17 protein-coding genes and 1 riboswitch are annotated in these 14,429 nt (G+C 35.9%); of the genes, 10 read left to right on the forward strand and 7 right to left on the reverse strand.

All coding sequences use genetic code 11. The annotated features are described in order from the left end of the window. Nucleotides 1-33 precede the first annotated feature (33 nt). On the reverse strand, nucleotides 34-516 hold the full coding sequence (locus BM260_RS14755; protein ID WP_093538110.1) for a QueT transporter family protein: 483 nt from the start codon (nucleotides 514-516) through the stop codon (nucleotides 34-36). Nucleotides 517-523: 7 nt separating this feature from the next. Next, nucleotides 524-568, reverse strand: a riboswitch (PreQ1 riboswitch). A gap of 114 nt (nucleotides 569-682) precedes the next feature. On the opposite strand from BM260_RS14755, the gene BM260_RS14760 reads away from it, so the two are divergent. Both BM260_RS14760 and BM260_RS14765 read left to right on the forward strand, forming a co-directional pair. After that, nucleotides 683-1,885, forward strand: coding sequence for an MBL fold metallo-hydrolase (locus BM260_RS14760; protein ID WP_093538111.1), 1,203 nt, complete (start codon nucleotides 683-685; stop codon nucleotides 1,883-1,885). Then, entirely contained in the window at nucleotides 1,872-2,117 is a 246-nt protein-coding gene (locus BM260_RS14765; RefSeq protein WP_093538112.1) for a DUF3006 domain-containing protein, read from the forward strand. The genes BM260_RS14760 and BM260_RS14765 overlap by 14 nt, the downstream gene beginning before the upstream one ends. A 227-nt stretch (nucleotides 2,118-2,344) precedes the next feature. Here the strand turns inward: BM260_RS14765 and BM260_RS14770 are convergent, their stop codons facing one another. The 3 genes from BM260_RS14770 to BM260_RS18225 form a co-directional block, all read right to left on the reverse strand. Continuing rightward, nucleotides 2,345-2,554: a hypothetical protein gene (locus tag BM260_RS14770; protein WP_093538113.1), complete on the reverse strand. Its 210-nt coding sequence runs from the start codon at nucleotides 2,552-2,554 to the stop codon at nucleotides 2,345-2,347. A 393-nt stretch (nucleotides 2,555-2,947) separates the two neighbouring features. Then, nucleotides 2,948-3,295, reverse strand: coding sequence for a hypothetical protein (locus BM260_RS14775; RefSeq protein ID WP_093538114.1), 348 nt, complete (start codon nucleotides 3,293-3,295; stop codon nucleotides 2,948-2,950). Nucleotides 3,296-3,909: 614 nt separating this feature from the next. Continuing rightward, nucleotides 3,910-4,272 (reverse strand): CotG/ExsB N-terminal domain-containing protein, encoded by a 363-nt coding sequence (locus tag BM260_RS18225; RefSeq protein ID WP_139219929.1) that lies wholly within the window; start codon nucleotides 4,270-4,272, stop codon nucleotides 3,910-3,912. 234 nt (nucleotides 4,273-4,506) lie between these two features. Between BM260_RS18225 and BM260_RS14780 the strand changes: the two genes are divergently transcribed. From BM260_RS14780 to BM260_RS14805, 6 genes are all read left to right on the forward strand, one after another. After that, complete coding sequence (locus BM260_RS14780; RefSeq protein WP_093538115.1) at nucleotides 4,507-5,598, forward strand: CotH kinase family protein; 1,092 nt, start codon at nucleotides 4,507-4,509, stop codon at nucleotides 5,596-5,598. 425 nt (nucleotides 5,599-6,023) lie between these two features. Next, nucleotides 6,024-6,722 carry a Type 1 glutamine amidotransferase-like domain-containing protein gene (locus BM260_RS14785; protein WP_093538116.1) on the forward strand — a complete coding sequence of 233 codons (699 nt, stop codon included), beginning with the start codon at nucleotides 6,024-6,026 and terminating at the stop codon, nucleotides 6,720-6,722. Between the two features lie 63 nt (nucleotides 6,723-6,785). Next, nucleotides 6,786-7,265: a hypothetical protein gene (locus tag BM260_RS14790; protein WP_093538117.1), complete on the forward strand. Its 480-nt coding sequence runs from the start codon at nucleotides 6,786-6,788 to the stop codon at nucleotides 7,263-7,265. Nucleotides 7,266-7,403: 138 nt separating this feature from the next. Beyond that, nucleotides 7,404-8,057 carry an HAD family hydrolase gene (locus BM260_RS14795; protein ID WP_093538118.1) on the forward strand — a complete coding sequence of 218 codons (654 nt, stop codon included), beginning with the start codon at nucleotides 7,404-7,406 and terminating at the stop codon, nucleotides 8,055-8,057. A gap of 190 nt (nucleotides 8,058-8,247) precedes the next feature. Beyond that, nucleotides 8,248-8,727, forward strand: coding sequence for a hypothetical protein (locus tag BM260_RS14800; protein WP_093538119.1), 480 nt, complete (start codon nucleotides 8,248-8,250; stop codon nucleotides 8,725-8,727). An 89-nt stretch (nucleotides 8,728-8,816) separates the two neighbouring features. After that, on the forward strand, nucleotides 8,817-9,458 hold the full coding sequence (locus BM260_RS14805) for an NUDIX hydrolase (RefSeq protein WP_093538120.1): 642 nt from the start codon (nucleotides 8,817-8,819) through the stop codon (nucleotides 9,456-9,458). Between the two features lie 16 nt (nucleotides 9,459-9,474). Here the strand turns inward: BM260_RS14805 and BM260_RS14810 are convergent, their stop codons facing one another. From BM260_RS14810 to ypfJ, 3 genes are all read right to left on the reverse strand, one after another. Next, nucleotides 9,475-10,041 carry a 3D domain-containing protein gene (locus BM260_RS14810; RefSeq protein ID WP_093538121.1) on the reverse strand — a complete coding sequence of 189 codons (567 nt, stop codon included), beginning with the start codon at nucleotides 10,039-10,041 and terminating at the stop codon, nucleotides 9,475-9,477. Nucleotides 10,042-10,370: 329 nt separating this feature from the next. Next, nucleotides 10,371-11,213, reverse strand: coding sequence for a diaminopimelate epimerase (gene dapF / locus BM260_RS14815; RefSeq protein WP_093538122.1), 843 nt, complete (start codon nucleotides 11,211-11,213; stop codon nucleotides 10,371-10,373). A gap of 72 nt (nucleotides 11,214-11,285) precedes the next feature. Then, a complete protein-coding gene (gene ypfJ / locus BM260_RS14820) occupies nucleotides 11,286-12,134 on the reverse strand; it encodes a KPN_02809 family neutral zinc metallopeptidase (protein ID WP_093538123.1) in 849 nt (282 codons plus the stop codon). 121 nt (nucleotides 12,135-12,255) lie between these two features. On the opposite strand from ypfJ, the gene BM260_RS14825 reads away from it, so the two are divergent. Together BM260_RS14825 and BM260_RS14830 are read left to right on the forward strand one after the other, a co-directional pair. Beyond that, nucleotides 12,256-13,287 carry a S66 family peptidase gene (locus BM260_RS14825; RefSeq protein ID WP_093538124.1) on the forward strand — a complete coding sequence of 344 codons (1,032 nt, stop codon included), beginning with the start codon at nucleotides 12,256-12,258 and terminating at the stop codon, nucleotides 13,285-13,287. 3 nt (nucleotides 13,288-13,290) lie between these two features. After that, nucleotides 13,291-14,379 (forward strand): NAD(P)/FAD-dependent oxidoreductase, encoded by a 1,089-nt coding sequence (locus BM260_RS14830; protein ID WP_093538202.1) that lies wholly within the window; start codon nucleotides 13,291-13,293, stop codon nucleotides 14,377-14,379. The last annotated feature ends 50 nt before the right edge of the window (nucleotides 14,380-14,429 follow it).

Raw genomic sequence — 14,429 nt, forward strand, 5'->3', positions numbered from 1 at the left:
CGGTTCTAGTTTTCTAGAATCGGGTGAAGTTATTTAGATTAGCGTCTTAAAATTCAATCGTTTATCTAAAGCGATAATAATCGGAATACCGACAGCTAATACGGTGAACTCACCAGCTGCAACGGTTAACCATGTATAGAAGAATGGGAAATCTAGCGCAAGCATTAGTTCAAATGCGATAATACACATGGTAAATGTAAAGAGCACTGTATTAATAACCATGCGTGCTATGTTTCCTTTTACATATTTAGTCGCCAAAATCGTTAGCGATAACGTAATGATGGAATGTGCTACTCCAAATATTAGGTCATAAGCGGCCATTGGAGAGAACATATTTGTTATAAATACTCCTAATACAATACCAAAAAAGTATTTTTTATTAAATACGATTAAGTGATTGAACATCTCCGCAATACGAAACTGTACTGCACCAAATGCAAAAGGAGCCACTAGTAGAGATACCGCGACATAAAGAGCGGCAATAACACCAGTTACTGCTATAGTCTTTGTTTTCATTATTCATTTCTCCTTAGTTTTTTTCCGTGGGAGGTTCTCGAACCACGTTAGTTTTCACAAACAGTTATTCTATGCGAATAGCTATCAACTGTCAAGGGAATCTTTAATATATGAATCTTAGTGTCCTATGGTAGAATCATGCAAAGTACGAAAAGGAAGGTTTTATATGAGAAAGATCACATTTTTAGTAAGTCTATGTATAGCCATTTTGCTTAGTGGCTGTACATTCAATCAGCAACCAGATAAAACAATACAAGCATCACAAGTGCCAGTGGAACCTGGAGACAAAATGAAGGTTCATTTTATAAATGTAGAGCAAGGGGATTCAATATTAGTACAATCGCCAAACGGAAAAAATTTGTTAGTAGATGGGGGGACAAAAGATGCTGGAAAAGATGTAGTAAATTATCTACGAAAACACGGGGTTGAGAAGCTCGATTATGTTGTGGCAACCCATCCAGATGCCGATCATATCGGAGGCCTACATTCCGTGTTGAATTCTATATCTATAAAAAAATTCGTGGACTCTGGAAAAACACATACTTCTCAAACGTATGAGGAAATGTTACAGCTTATATTAGACAAAAATATACCATTCATCGTGCCAAAAACTGGCGATACGATTCCTCTAGATGAGGAGTTAGATATCTCTGTCATACATATGGGAGACAAATCAGCTGATAATAATGAAGCATCTATAGTATTAAAATTATCTTACGGAGAAACTTCCTTTTTATTGATGGGAGATGCAGATATCAGGGTAGAGAAAGACATACTAGAAGAGACGAATGTTAAAGCAACCGTTTTGAAAGCAGGACATCATGGTTCGGACACTAGTAGCTCGCAAGATTTTATAGAAGCAGTAAATCCAGAGGTTACCATTTTAAGTTATGGAAAAGATAATTCCTATGGTCATCCAAATGCAGAGGTGAAGTCAAGACTGGAGCGGATAAGTTCACAATTATATGCCACAGCAATAGTTGGTAATATAGTAGTGGAAACAGATGGAGTAGATTATAACGTAATAACAAATGGTAATGTTGGGCCAACTGAAATTGCTAATACGGAAGTCATAGGTATTAATATTTCTAGTAAAGACCTTAGAGGCGAAATAGTAGGAATTACCAACTCTGGTGAGTCAGCTGTTAATTTAGAAGAATGGCATTTAGTTTCCGTAGCTGGTAATCAAACATTTAAGTTTCCGAACATTAGCTTGCAAGCAGGGAAAACAATATACGTCACAAGTGGACCCAAAGCAAAAGAGGACGCTGGCTATTTGAAATGGACTACTACGCAAATGTGGAGAAATGATGGGGATGCAGCTATATTATTAAATAACAAAGGAGAGATTGTGAGTGAATTCGAATAAATATACGCTCGATCGTTTTGAAGGAGATTATGCAGTCTTTTTAAAAACTCCAAATGAAACAGAAATCCTTCAAATTCTCTGTTCTGATATAAAAGTTAAACTAAAACAAGGGGACATAGTGAACATTTCATCAATAGAAGATAAGTATGAAATCGAACCTCTTGTGGAAGAAACAACTAATCAGAAGGAAAAGGTTCGTCGATTACTGGAACAGCTAAAAGAAAGAAGCTGACTGGAGTTTGACAATATTATAATTGCCTTTCTGTAGTTTAAGATCAAAGAGTTGCTTCGGCAACTCTTTTTTTGTAGGTTATGTTAAAAGATAAAGGGTGATTTAAAATGTACTTAAAAATGAGTTGGGATATGTTTCTCAAGTACATTTTATATTGCTGTCCTTTTTTACTAAAGCACCTGTTAGTTGTATAACACTTACGACTAACTCCTAATATTTCTGTTCTGCTAAAGTCCCTGTTTTTCCAATAACTTCTTAAAAATCTTTATTATTAATATCCCAGCTATCCCTATTATTCCTCCTACAAGACCAGCTATAATTACAGTAACAATTTCGCCCCAATAAACCTCTTCGTTCTTCCATAAACTTTTTGCAATTACCACGATTATTATTACAAACATAAATGAGAACCACGATTTAAATTGCCTTTTAGTCACTATTTCCCCCCTTAAGATGGCCTTGTTTAACTAAAGTTAAGGTACATTACTTCACAAACACGGTAAATTTTGAGAGTTATTCTCCACTTTTATGTCTATTATCTCCCATCAAATAGATGTTGGAACTTTCTCCTGGTTTTGCATTTGAATTAATTGGATTCTGATTATTGTTACTAATTTTATTATTTCTTCTGTCAACTAATAAAGCAAAGGTGATAATAACAAAAAGAATAATAAGAACTATTAACCAAATCTTATTTATCTCTCCTTTATTTACAGTATATTCGAACTCTTGAAACCTACAATCTTTTTAAAGGATTTTCTTCTTCAACTAACCCGCTTCGTTAATTCAATAAGAAAAAAGCTTTACTCCTTTTTGAAGTAAAGCACCCGTTAGTACAGTTCCTTATTTTCATGTCTTTTTGCGAATGTAGAAGGCTTAAAAGAAACTTTATATTTTCCTTCAAGTTCCTTCTTTACTTTTTCTGTTAGCTTTAATCCTTGTTTATTATGTACCTCTTCAAGTTCAATACCATTAGGAACTATTCCATCATTAGCCCAATCAATCCACTCACCATATTTCGATATCCATTCTACTAATTCTGACCTTAATTTATTTGAAATCGGAACATATGTAATTTCAAAGTTACATAGACATTTATTGCACCATATAGCATCAGCACCGATGTCTGCTTCTACCCTTAAATCATATGTTACATCACATGTACATAACTCTATCATATTATTTTTCGTCTCCCCGCCCCTTTAGTTCAATAAGTACGTTTACATAACAACAGACATGTAATGATACTTGGTTCTAGATGCCATTTGGAGAGTAGTTGTATAGGTGGCGATTTGCAGAACAATCTAAAATCGTTCCATGCAAAGATCTCAAATATGGGTCTTAGTCTAAGCCTCTTTATTAATTAAACATATCCTTTACTATACCCTAAGAAGGGAGGTGAAAAGTGTTAAATCCAATGCATTTTAGTGTAGGACATCAAATGTTTCCCGGTTTTAGACCCCAATTTTTTCCCCGTTTTGAAAACGAAAGGTTTCCCGGGTTGAACGAGATAAGTAAATAGGCTACATTGATTTAAACAATTCTGATAGACGCTATGTAATACACAACGATAACAAGTCATCCAGAAGAATATACATAAAAGGAAAGATCAGTCGGACCCCACCCCCAACTGACCTTTCATTTTTCTTTCGACCTTGAACTTTGATAGGAATAACACAAAAAAAGTTAACTAGTAAGAACTAGTTACTTTATAATACGGTTCCACTCAATAGTACATTGAAGTACTTAAAGTGACAGACTCTTCAGATAGCGGAAATGGTCTCGAAGTTTTTTAAAATAACAAGTCATTCCAAAAGGAGTTCCTATTCGAGCGTCGTTGGTTTCGCGAAGTTCGACGTTGGTTGCTCGTGCGTCGTTGATTTCGAGAAGTTCGACGTTGGTTGCTCGTGCGTCGTTGATTTCGAGAAGTTCGACGTTGGTTGCTCGTGCGTCGTTGATTTCGAGAAGTTCGACGTTGGTTGCTCGTGCGTCGTTGGTTTCGAGAAGTTCGACGTTGGTTGCTCGTGCGTTGTTGGTTTCGCGAAGTACGACGTCTCCTGCTCGTGCATCGTTCGTTACTAATAGGATCCTGATGCATGAAGTGACCTAACCCTGAGTTGTTAGCCATTTCTACTGCATTCTGTATAAGTGACATATTCAAACCTCCTTTCAACTTTATTAGAGAAAGAAGGTAGATTCCTTTTTCAAAAAAAATCAAACCCATGCCTCTGCACTTTTCTTTCCCTTATCGTAATATATGAGGTTGTACTAAAGATGTTAGAGACAATCGCGTAGTTTTCGATAGTAAAATATTAACTCTATATCTTTTTGTGGAATCTTACATTTTTGTTTTATACGAATAATTTAAAAATGAAAGGAAAGAATTCGCGTGGATAACGGCATAATAATACCTGATTATCAGCTTTTTATTCATCCTTTAGATTTAAGTGAACTTCGGAAAGATATATGGTGTGACGATCCTATCTCTGCCAAGCTAACGATTAACAAAAGAAAGTATGATATTGATATCGCCTATCGTGGCTCCCATATCCGGGATTTTCGAAAGAAGTCGTATCACATTTCGTTTAATAAGCCAAGTACTTATAGAAATACCAAAGAAATTCATATCAACGCAGAATATAAAGATCCTTCTCTATTAAGAAATAAACTATCGCTCGATTTTTTCAATGAAATAGGGTGCTTATCGCCAAAGTCCCAATTTGTAAATATGAAATTGAATGGGAAAAATGAGGGGCTTTATTTGGAATTAGAATCGGTGGATGAGCATTTCCTTAAGAATAGACAACTACCGCAAGGACCAATATTCTATGCGGTTGATGGCGATGCTAACTTTTCGTTGATGAGTGATCTTGATAAAGAAGTAAAGAAATCACTTAAGGTTGGCTATGAACTAAAATATGGGACAGAACAAGATGAATTTTATTTACAAGAAATGATTATTAAAATTAATACTATTCCAAGAGCTGAGTTTGAAAATGAAATTGTGAAATACCTCAATGTTGATCAGTATCTTCGTTGGTTGGCTGGCGTTGTTTTCACTCAAAATTTTGATGGTTTTGTTCATAATTACGCATTATACCAAAATAGCGAAACTAGGCTATTCGAAGTCATTCCGTGGGATTACGATGCAACATGGGGAAGGGATGTAAACGGGAAAGTGATGGAGGAAGACTATTTACGAATCGAAGGATTTAATACGCTTACCGCAAGAATTCTCGACGTAAAAACATTTCGACATCAATACAAAAACTTACTAGAAGTCATTTTAAACAACCAATTTAATGTAGACTATTTGAAACCGAAAATACAAGGTATGCATGATTTAATAAGACCTTATATTCAAAAAGATCCTTATAAAAAAGACGATATCCATTTATTTGATAAGGAACCAGAGTATATATTGGATTTTATTGAAGCACGGGCGAAATATATTAGAGGGAAATTAGATTCATTAGATTAAGTTGTTGCATCATCTTACCCTCTTTCCATGTGGTAAGGGGGTTGTTGTCGCTTGAATTAGCACACAATTATCTGTACTTTAAATATAGTAAGATCGTTTAAGTGGTGTTCTTCTTATGTGGTCTTTTATTTTAGTTACTGTTCATCAGCTAAGCGAATTACACGGAGATTGTCCCGTGTAATAGTGAAGTCATTTTAGCTTCCTTTCTTCAACTAAACTGCCCCGTTAGTTTAAGTGAACGCTTTCACAATCTAACATTTATATTAACATACGTATCAGAACGGGAAACCCATTCCTTATTCATTAAAATCAATCCGAGCCCTTAATATAGCCTTTTTGATCTTAAGATGCCGGGTATTGAAGAAGGGATTATCTATTATTTGTAGAACTAATTACTATTACTTTTTTCTGAAAGGAGCATGTGGATGAGACAAATAATTGCTCTTGGTGGTGGTGGCTTTTCGATGGAACCAGATAATCCCTTGTTAGATTTGTATATATTGGAACAAGCAAAGAAAGTTAATCCGCAAATTTGCTTTATCCCTACTGCAAGTGGGGATTCTGAAAGTTATATATCAAGGTATTATAACTTTTTTAACCAACAAGATTGTAAACCATCCCATTTATCATTATTTGCACCTCCGACAAGGGATCTGGAGAGCTTTATTTTAGAGAAAGACATACTTTATGTTGGTGGAGGAAATACTAAAAACCTTTTAGCCTTGTGGAAAGAATGGAGTTTAGACGACATTTTAAGAAAAGCGTGGAATCAAGGCGTTATTTTGGCAGGGTTAAGTGCAGGTTCCATTTGTTGGTTTGAAGAAGGGATTACTGACTCGTATGGGGATGGACTTGAACCAATAAAATGTTTGGGTTTTTTAAACGGGAGTAATTGTCCGCATTACGATGGAGAAATAGAAAGAAGAGCTGCATATCACAAACTTATGGAATCCCAAAAAATAAAATCAGGCATTGCGACAGATGATGGGGTTGCTATTCATTACAAGGAACAAGGAATTAGTAAAATAGTAAGCTCTCGGCCTAACGCTAAGGCGTATAGTGTTTCCTTCGAAACTAAGGTTATAGAGACAGAACTTCAAACAGAATTTTTAGGCTCTTATTGAAATACCGCCGTGCTTTACCAGAACAAGGCTGTAATGAATTGGCTAACAGACGGAGGAATTCAATTGAAAAAATGTATACTGCTAATTTTATTTAGCTTCACCTTAATCTTATCTGCTTGTTCTCAAGCTGAAGAGGACACACAGGAATATTTAGGGGTAATTGGTGAAGGAAAAGCTTTTGGTTATGAGTACACCGTTACAAAAGAACAAAACAATAAATTTTCTTGGAAGATTGGATACAAAGGAGATATATCTATTATTAAAGAGAGTGATGCCAATAAAAAGGATTTAATAAATTTTATGTATGCTGTAAATGATAGTAAATTAGTATTAGTAAAACTAATTACATCTTTATCCTACTTTTTAATCGTTATTATCACAACTGTTATCCTCTTTAAGAAAGATAGAAAAATACTTAAAGATAGCGGAATTATTATATCTATATTTGCTGCTATTGCAATATATATTGCCTTCCAAGCATCATTTGATTTAATTAGTTTATTACAAAATACAAAGTACTATTACTTGACACTAACTAATTGAGCTATTGGTTGCTTTACTTCAAGAAGGAGTAAAGCCTTTTCTTGTTGAACTACCGGCGAAGTTTAGTTCAACAGGAATTTAATAGTCATTCCGTAGCAAATTGGTAGCTATTCTATTATGGAAAGAAGGAAGGAAATAATGGTACAATCACTGATTTTTGATATGGATGGAACTCTATTTCAAACAGATAAAATTTTAGAAATATCTCTAGATGATACATTTAATCATTTACGGTCATTAAATAAATGGGATACAGTAACCCCTATTGATAAATATCGTGAAATTATGGGCGTACCTTTACCAAAAGTATGGGAAGCTTTGTTACCCAATCACTCCAAGGTAGACAGAGAACAGACTGATGCCTACTTTCTGGAAATGTTAGTGAAAAACATAAGAAGTGGAAAAGGGGATTTATATCCTAATGTAAAAGAAGTTTTCAGTTATTTAAAAGAGAATAATTGTTCCATTTACATAGCGAGTAATGGGTTAACAGAGTACTTAAAAGCAATAGTAAATTATTATAATTTAAATAATTGGGTTACTGAAACTTTTAGTATTCAACAAATACAGTCGCTAGATAAAGGAGAATTAGTTAAAGCTATATTAAAGAAATATGATATAAAAAAAGCGGCAGTAATCGGAGACCGTCTTTCAGATATAAATGCGGCTAAGGATAATGGTTTAATTGCAATTGGATGTAATTTCGATTTTGCACAAGAAGATGAGCTCGAGTATGCTGATCTGGTAATAGATGACTTAATGGAACTAATAACAATAATACCTAAAATGTAAAAAACTAATTCAACTCCCGTGAAAATTAAAAAACACTTCACATCAAAGGCAGGATCATAACGACGTAACCTATGTGGGGGATATAGAAGATTTTAATACGGATTTTTTAAAGAACATTTTTCTTGAATAATGAATTTGGGGAGAGATTGTATAAAATGCTATTTTCACTCAAGTCTAAAGGAATTTTTTTATGCAAAAGAAAATAATAATATGGATTGCCATTCCGCTTTTATTGGTAGGGTCTGTATTAGTTAACTGGAATTATGTTTCCAAATCTATTGAATGGAAATTGAATTGGGGATTTACGGCACCTATAACAAATAAGATAGAAACAGTATTTCATACAAGGAATGGGTTTCCAAATGAGGGGGAAACCTTTCATGTCCTTAAGTATAGGTCTATTGAAAATAAGTTAAAGGAGAAAGATGGTTGGATTCCTATTAACGAAGAATCCTTTGATACTGTTTCAAGACACTTTAAAACATTTCAAAAAGATGTGGTTAGTATCAATAAGGATACGCAGAACCTGAATGTGTTATTTCAAGAGAATCCCGTGACTTACGAAAATAATGATAAATACTTTTATAAACTAGAGGAAGATAATAGCTATATCCTTGTAATTTCAAATGTGAAAGAACAAAAACTATTTGTAATGGAATGGATTCAATAGTTGCATATAAAAATCTTGTTCAATTTTGTTGGATAAATTGACTAATTTCTTAAAGCTGATTGAAAATAAATAAATGATGAGGGATTCAGATGGAGCAGGAGTTACTAAAGGTATTTGATGATAAGCATAACCCAATAGGTGTGAAGACCCGAGAGGAAATCCATCGACTCGGTTTATGGCATGAAACATTTCAATGTTGGTTCATTGGTAACCATGAAGGAAAACAATATGTTTACTTACAATTACGCAGTAACTTAAAGAAGGATTATCCAGGCTTATTGGATATTACTGCCGCAGGTCATTTGTTGGAAAGTGAAACTGTCTTTGATGGAATACGCGAGGTAAAAGAGGAGCTTGGAATCGATGTCGTTTTTGAGGAACTGTATTCACTGGGTGTGCTGAAGTATTCAGTTACAACGGCTGATTTAATAGATAATGAGCTAGCACATGTATTTATATATGAATGTTCACTGGAATGGGACCAATTTACGCTACAGGCAGAGGAAGTATCTGGGATTGTGCGAGCCGAGATTTCTCAATTTGTAAGCTTATGGAAGGGTGAATTAGAGGAACTAGAAATCATTGGTTTCAGAGTAGAAGACGATGGAACAACAAGCCTGATTCATGAAATAGTTGGAAAGACAAATTTTGTGCCACATGCGCAATCGTACTATGAAGAAATATGCAGAGGAATAATATTTGTTACATCAAAAAACCAACTTTCTAGTTGAAAGTTGGTTGTATATTTTATTCTAAGATTTTAACATTTACATTTTTACGTCCCCATTTATAGGCTTCGCTTTTGGAGGAAAAAAACACGTCAATTTTATTTCCTTTGATCGCACTTCCTATATCACCAGCTACTGCATATCCATAACCTTCCACATAAACCTTAGTTCCTAATGGAATTACTTTTGGATCAACTGCGATAACTTTTACATCGGGATTACGTTTGAGGTTAATACCTGTGCTAGTAACACCAGAGCAACCGTTACAGTTTGCTGTGAATGCACTTGCAGAAACTACAATTTCCTTCACTACATTATCATCTGTAGATCTAGACGGGTTTTTCTTTTTCTTTGCTGCAGTTGCCGTTTTTGCTGAAGTTTTTAATTTTTGATTGAGCTTAATCGTATCGGATTTTAAATTGTTCCAAGATTTTAAAGTGGATACAGACACTTTGTGTGTTTTAGCAATTTTAAACAAAGTATCTCCTTTTTGAACCGTATAAGTTGAAGATGCGGCTAGGCTTATGCTTGACCCGCTAACCAATAGTGCAATTGTGATGATGAGTGTCCCAAGAATTCTTCTCAAATACTCTACCCCTTGCTATTTAGTCTAAGCATATCTTACCAATACATTATTACGAGAATATTACGACAATTTGGCATTATCATGACAAATATAAATAATATTACAGATATATATCACTAGATTATAGTCTATTAAATAGACTGGTGATTTATACCAATAAGATAGAAGATAGCCCATAAACTTTGCAATATAGCCCTTAAAACGGTATCAAGAGCCTATAAAAACAAAAAACAGTCTATAAACTCACAAACATAGGCCATAAACTCACTTCACAACGAAAAGGCCTCACTAGTTTTTCACTAGCGAAGCCTTTATTCCATCCATTATAGTTACACTAGAATCTCTCCATCAAACACACTCACAGCAGGTCCTGTCATGAATACTCCTTCATCGGTGTAACGGATAACTAAATCCCCACCTAAAAGTTTTACAGTAATATTGGAATCTTTATCACAGTATCCATTTAAGACTGCTGCTACAACTGCCGCGCAAGCTCCGGTTCCACACGCAAGTGTTTCTCCACTGCCACGTTCCCATACGCGCATATGGAGGGTGTTACGGTCCTTAACTACGATAAATTCTGTATTTACACTCTCCGGAAAAAATGAATGATGCTCAAATTTTGGTCCAATAAGTGGTAAGTCTACTAACATCGGGTCTTCCACGAATACAACACAATGAGGGTTCCCCATAGATACGGTTGTTATGTGGTAGGATATGTCCCCCACTTGCAAGGGGAAGTTTATTAATGGATTTTCTTCTTTCGATTGAACTGGTATAAGAGCTGGTTCTAAAATAGCTTTGCCCATATCCACTTTAGCAGTAGTCATTTTGCCATTTTCCATAAAAAGTTTTATCGTTTTAATCCCACTAAGTGTCTCAATCTTTAACACTTCTTTTGCAACGATATTATTGTCATACACGTATTTGGCAACACAACGAATAGCATTTCCGCACATTTTACCTTCACTGCCATCTATATTGAACATGCGCATCTTAGCATCAGCTTCATCGGAAGGGCATATTAATACAATCCCATCTCCACCAATACCAAAATGGCGATCTGATATTTGCTGGCTTAGTGTACTAGGATCATCTATAGTATGCTCAAAACAATTAATATAAATATAATCATTACCGCAGCCATGCATTTTTGTAAAAGGTATCTTCATTTTCAATGTAACTCCTTTGTCACAATCTTCTTATTTATCCCATTATAGCATAGGGATAAGCAAGGGAATATGTTATGGAGTTTTGCTATTAAACGTGTCTCCACCCTGGATTGTGCCGTTTTCATACCCTTTGTAAAACCAACTCTTACGTTGTTCTGATGTACCATGTGTGAAACTTTCGGGAACGACATAGCCCATAGCTTGTTTTTGGAGTGTGTCATCACCAACTGCACTTGCAGCGGTCAGTGCCTCATCTAAATCCCCTTCTTCTAAGTAGCCCATACCTTGTGCATGCTTCGCCCATACTCCAGAGAAATAATCAGCTTGAAGCTCAAAGCGGACAAGGTATTTATTGAATTCTTCTTCACTTAGCTTCTGCTGTAGAGGCATTACTTGTTCGGTTGTCCCGAGTAAAGTTTGCACATGGTGGCCAACTTCATGGGCAATTACATAAGCCATGGCAAAATCTCCTGGGGCCTTGAACTTCGTTTGTAGTTCCTGATAGAAACTTAAGTCGATATATAACTTCTGGTCACCAGGACAGTAAAAAGGTCCAACGGATGCTCCAGCTGCACCACATGCAGAATTGACACTATCCGTATATAACACTAAAGTCGGCTCCACGTATTCCATACCGTTTTCTTTAAATATTTCTGCCCATACCTTTTCGGTATCAGCTAGAACAACGGAAACGAATTCAGATAGTTCTTTTTCTTGTTCGGATTCTTCATAGGGTACACTGCTCGACTGGTCTGTAGTTCCAAGATTACCCATTAGATCATCAGGGTTTCCACCAAGTAACGTAATGATAATTACAATGATTAGTCCGATTCCTCCACCTATTCCGGCAATGGCCTTACCGCCACCTTTTCCTCTGCGGTCTTCTACGTTGGAACTACCGGCTCTACCTTTCCATTTCATGTTGCCCACATCCTTCTCTATTGCAGATTATATGTATATTGTTTTTATACCCAAATATTTTCATATTAGTCATTCATAAAGGATAGATTCCTTTATAATGAATTAAAAAGGGGGATTAATCATGCTGAAAAAACCAAAAATGCTAAAAGCGGGAGACAAGGTGGCGACTATTAGTTTGTCGTGGGGTGGCGCTGGTGAACCTGATCTTCGTTGGAGGTATGAACAAGGAATAGATAGATTGCGTAATGTGTTTGGCTTGGAAGTGGTAGCGATGCCAAATAGTTTAAAGGGTGGAGACTATTTATATGAAAACCCACAAGCACGTGCAGAAGATTTAATGAATGCATTCAAGGATCCTACTATTAAAGGTATCTTTTCTAATATTGGGGGCAGCGAAAGCATTCGACTATTACCTTATATTGACTTTGATGTAATTCGAGATAATCCTAAAGTTTTTATCGGCTATTCGGACTCTACTGTCACGCATCTATTTTGTCACAAAGCAGGGATATCCTCCTTTTACGGACCAGCTATATTGACGGATTTCGCGGAAAATGTAGAGATGCATGAATATACGGTAGAAGCATTGAAGAAGGCATTGTTTACAGCAAGTGCAATAGGTGAGGTAAAACCTGCAACTGAGTGGACAAGTGAAAGATTGGAATGGATTATCGAAAACAAAGATAAAAAACGGAAAATGAATACAAATAAGGGCTATGAATTATTACAAGGTGCTGGAATAGCACAAGGTAGATTAATCGGAGGATGTATCGAAGTATTAGAATTTGCTAAAGGTACATCACTTTGGCCAGCAAAAGAATATTGGAAAGACAGTATATTATTTTTTGAAACGTCTGAGGAGTTACCAACACCTGGTAATGTAGAATATTGGCTACGTAATTATGGCACTCAGGGAATCCTTCAGCAAGCAAAGGGGATAATTTTTGGAAAGCCTCAAAATGAGAAGTACTATGAAGAATATAAGGAGTCCATTCGAGTAATCATGAAAGAACTTTCTTTAGAAAATTTACCAGTTTTATATAATTTAAACTTCGGTCACACAGAACCTAAATTTGTACTACCATATGGCGCAATGGCAGAGATTAATTGTGAAAATAGGACGTTTTCCATTTTAGATAGTGGAGTGGAGTAATTGATGTCATCTTATATTATTGTCGGAGGAGGAATTCTAGGAGCATCGACCGCTTATCATCTTGCTAAGCGAGATGTGAAAGTCACCCTTATCGATCGTCACGATAAAGGGCAGGCATCGGCAGCCGCTGCTGGGATAATTTGCCCTTGGATTTCTCAACGAAGAAATAAAAAGTGGTACGCATTAGTAAAAAATGGAGCAAGCTACTATAAACAACTTGTAGAAGAATTAGAATCTCTCGGTGAATCATCCACAGGTTATAAGCGGGTAGGTGCTATTGCACTTCAAAACGATCCGAAAAAACTACAGAAAATGTTAGAACGTGCTCTAGAAAAAAGAATTGATGCGCCAGAAATAGGTGAATTGAAAATATTATCACCAGAAGAAACGAAAGTACGATTTCCTCTAATTTCAGAAGACTTCACTTCCTTGTACGTGGAAGGAGCTGCACGAGTGGATGGTAGTGCAATGCGTGATGCATTAATAAATGCAGCTAAAAAGCTTGGAGCAGTAGTGATTAACGGCGATGCTACATTTTCGGATGGTGTTTTGCTAGTGAATGGTCACTCAATGGAGGCAGATGCAATCGTGTTAACTGCAGGTGCATGGGGCAATGAGTTACCACAGGAGCTTGGTGTTGATATGAAAGTTAGTTTTCAAAAAGCCCAAATCATGCATTTCCAAGTGAATGAGTTGGAAACTGGAGAATGGCCGGTGGTATTACCCCCAACGAATCAGTATTTATTAACATTTGATAATGGTAAGGTTGTGGCTGGATCTACGTATGAAGAAAATACCGGTTATGATACTAGCGTGACGGAGGCTGGTAAGAATGAGCTTATAGAAAGTGCTGTTAGTATCGCTAGTTCATTAAGAAGTGCGGAAATTTCAGAAGTTCGAGTAGGATTTAGACCATACACGCCAGAATTTCTTCCGGTAATTGGAAAATTGCCTGGTTATGAGTCCATTTACTTCTCCAATGGGTTAGGGGCATCTGGTTTAACCGCAGGGCCGTTTGTTGGCTCTGAGTTAGCTAGATTAATCTTAGGAGAAAAGACTATTTTAGATCTAACTGATTATGCACCAATGTAAAGATTAATATGGGGGTTGGGGATTGTGAATTATTCACAAACAGAAGAAGT

This window comes from Psychrobacillus psychrotolerans (assembly GCF_900115805.1).
Classification (GTDB): Bacteria; Bacillota; Bacilli; order Bacillales_A; family Planococcaceae; genus Psychrobacillus; species Psychrobacillus psychrotolerans.

Bases quoted from the DNA above. Each gene is read 5' to 3' on its own strand.
- BM260_RS14755 (WP_093538110.1), bottom strand. From the start codon at position 516: ATGAAAACAAAGACTATAGCAGTAACTGGTGTTATTGCCGCTCTTTAT.
- BM260_RS14760 (WP_093538111.1), top strand. From the start codon at position 683: ATGAGAAAGATCACATTTTTAGTAAGTCTATGTATAGCCATTTTGCTT.
- BM260_RS14775 (WP_093538114.1), bottom strand. From the start codon at position 3,295: ATGATAGAGTTATGTACATGTGATGTAACATATGATTTAAGGGTAGAA.
- BM260_RS18225 (WP_139219929.1), bottom strand. From the start codon at position 4,272: ATGTCACTTATACAGAATGCAGTAGAAATGGCTAACAACTCAGGGTTA.
- BM260_RS14785 (WP_093538116.1), top strand. From the start codon at position 6,024: ATGAGACAAATAATTGCTCTTGGTGGTGGTGGCTTTTCGATGGAACCA.
- BM260_RS14795 (WP_093538118.1), top strand. From the start codon at position 7,404: ATGGTACAATCACTGATTTTTGATATGGATGGAACTCTATTTCAAACA.
- BM260_RS14800 (WP_093538119.1), top strand. From the start codon at position 8,248: ATGCAAAAGAAAATAATAATATGGATTGCCATTCCGCTTTTATTGGTA.
- BM260_RS14805 (WP_093538120.1), top strand. From the start codon at position 8,817: ATGGAGCAGGAGTTACTAAAGGTATTTGATGATAAGCATAACCCAATA.
- dapF (WP_093538122.1), bottom strand. From the start codon at position 11,213: ATGAAGATACCTTTTACAAAAATGCATGGCTGCGGTAATGATTATATT.
- ypfJ (WP_093538123.1), bottom strand. From the start codon at position 12,134: ATGAAATGGAAAGGTAGAGCCGGTAGTTCCAACGTAGAAGACCGCAGA.
- BM260_RS14825 (WP_093538124.1), top strand. From the start codon at position 12,256: ATGCTGAAAAAACCAAAAATGCTAAAAGCGGGAGACAAGGTGGCGACT.
- BM260_RS14830 (WP_093538202.1), top strand. From the start codon at position 13,291: ATGTCATCTTATATTATTGTCGGAGGAGGAATTCTAGGAGCATCGACC.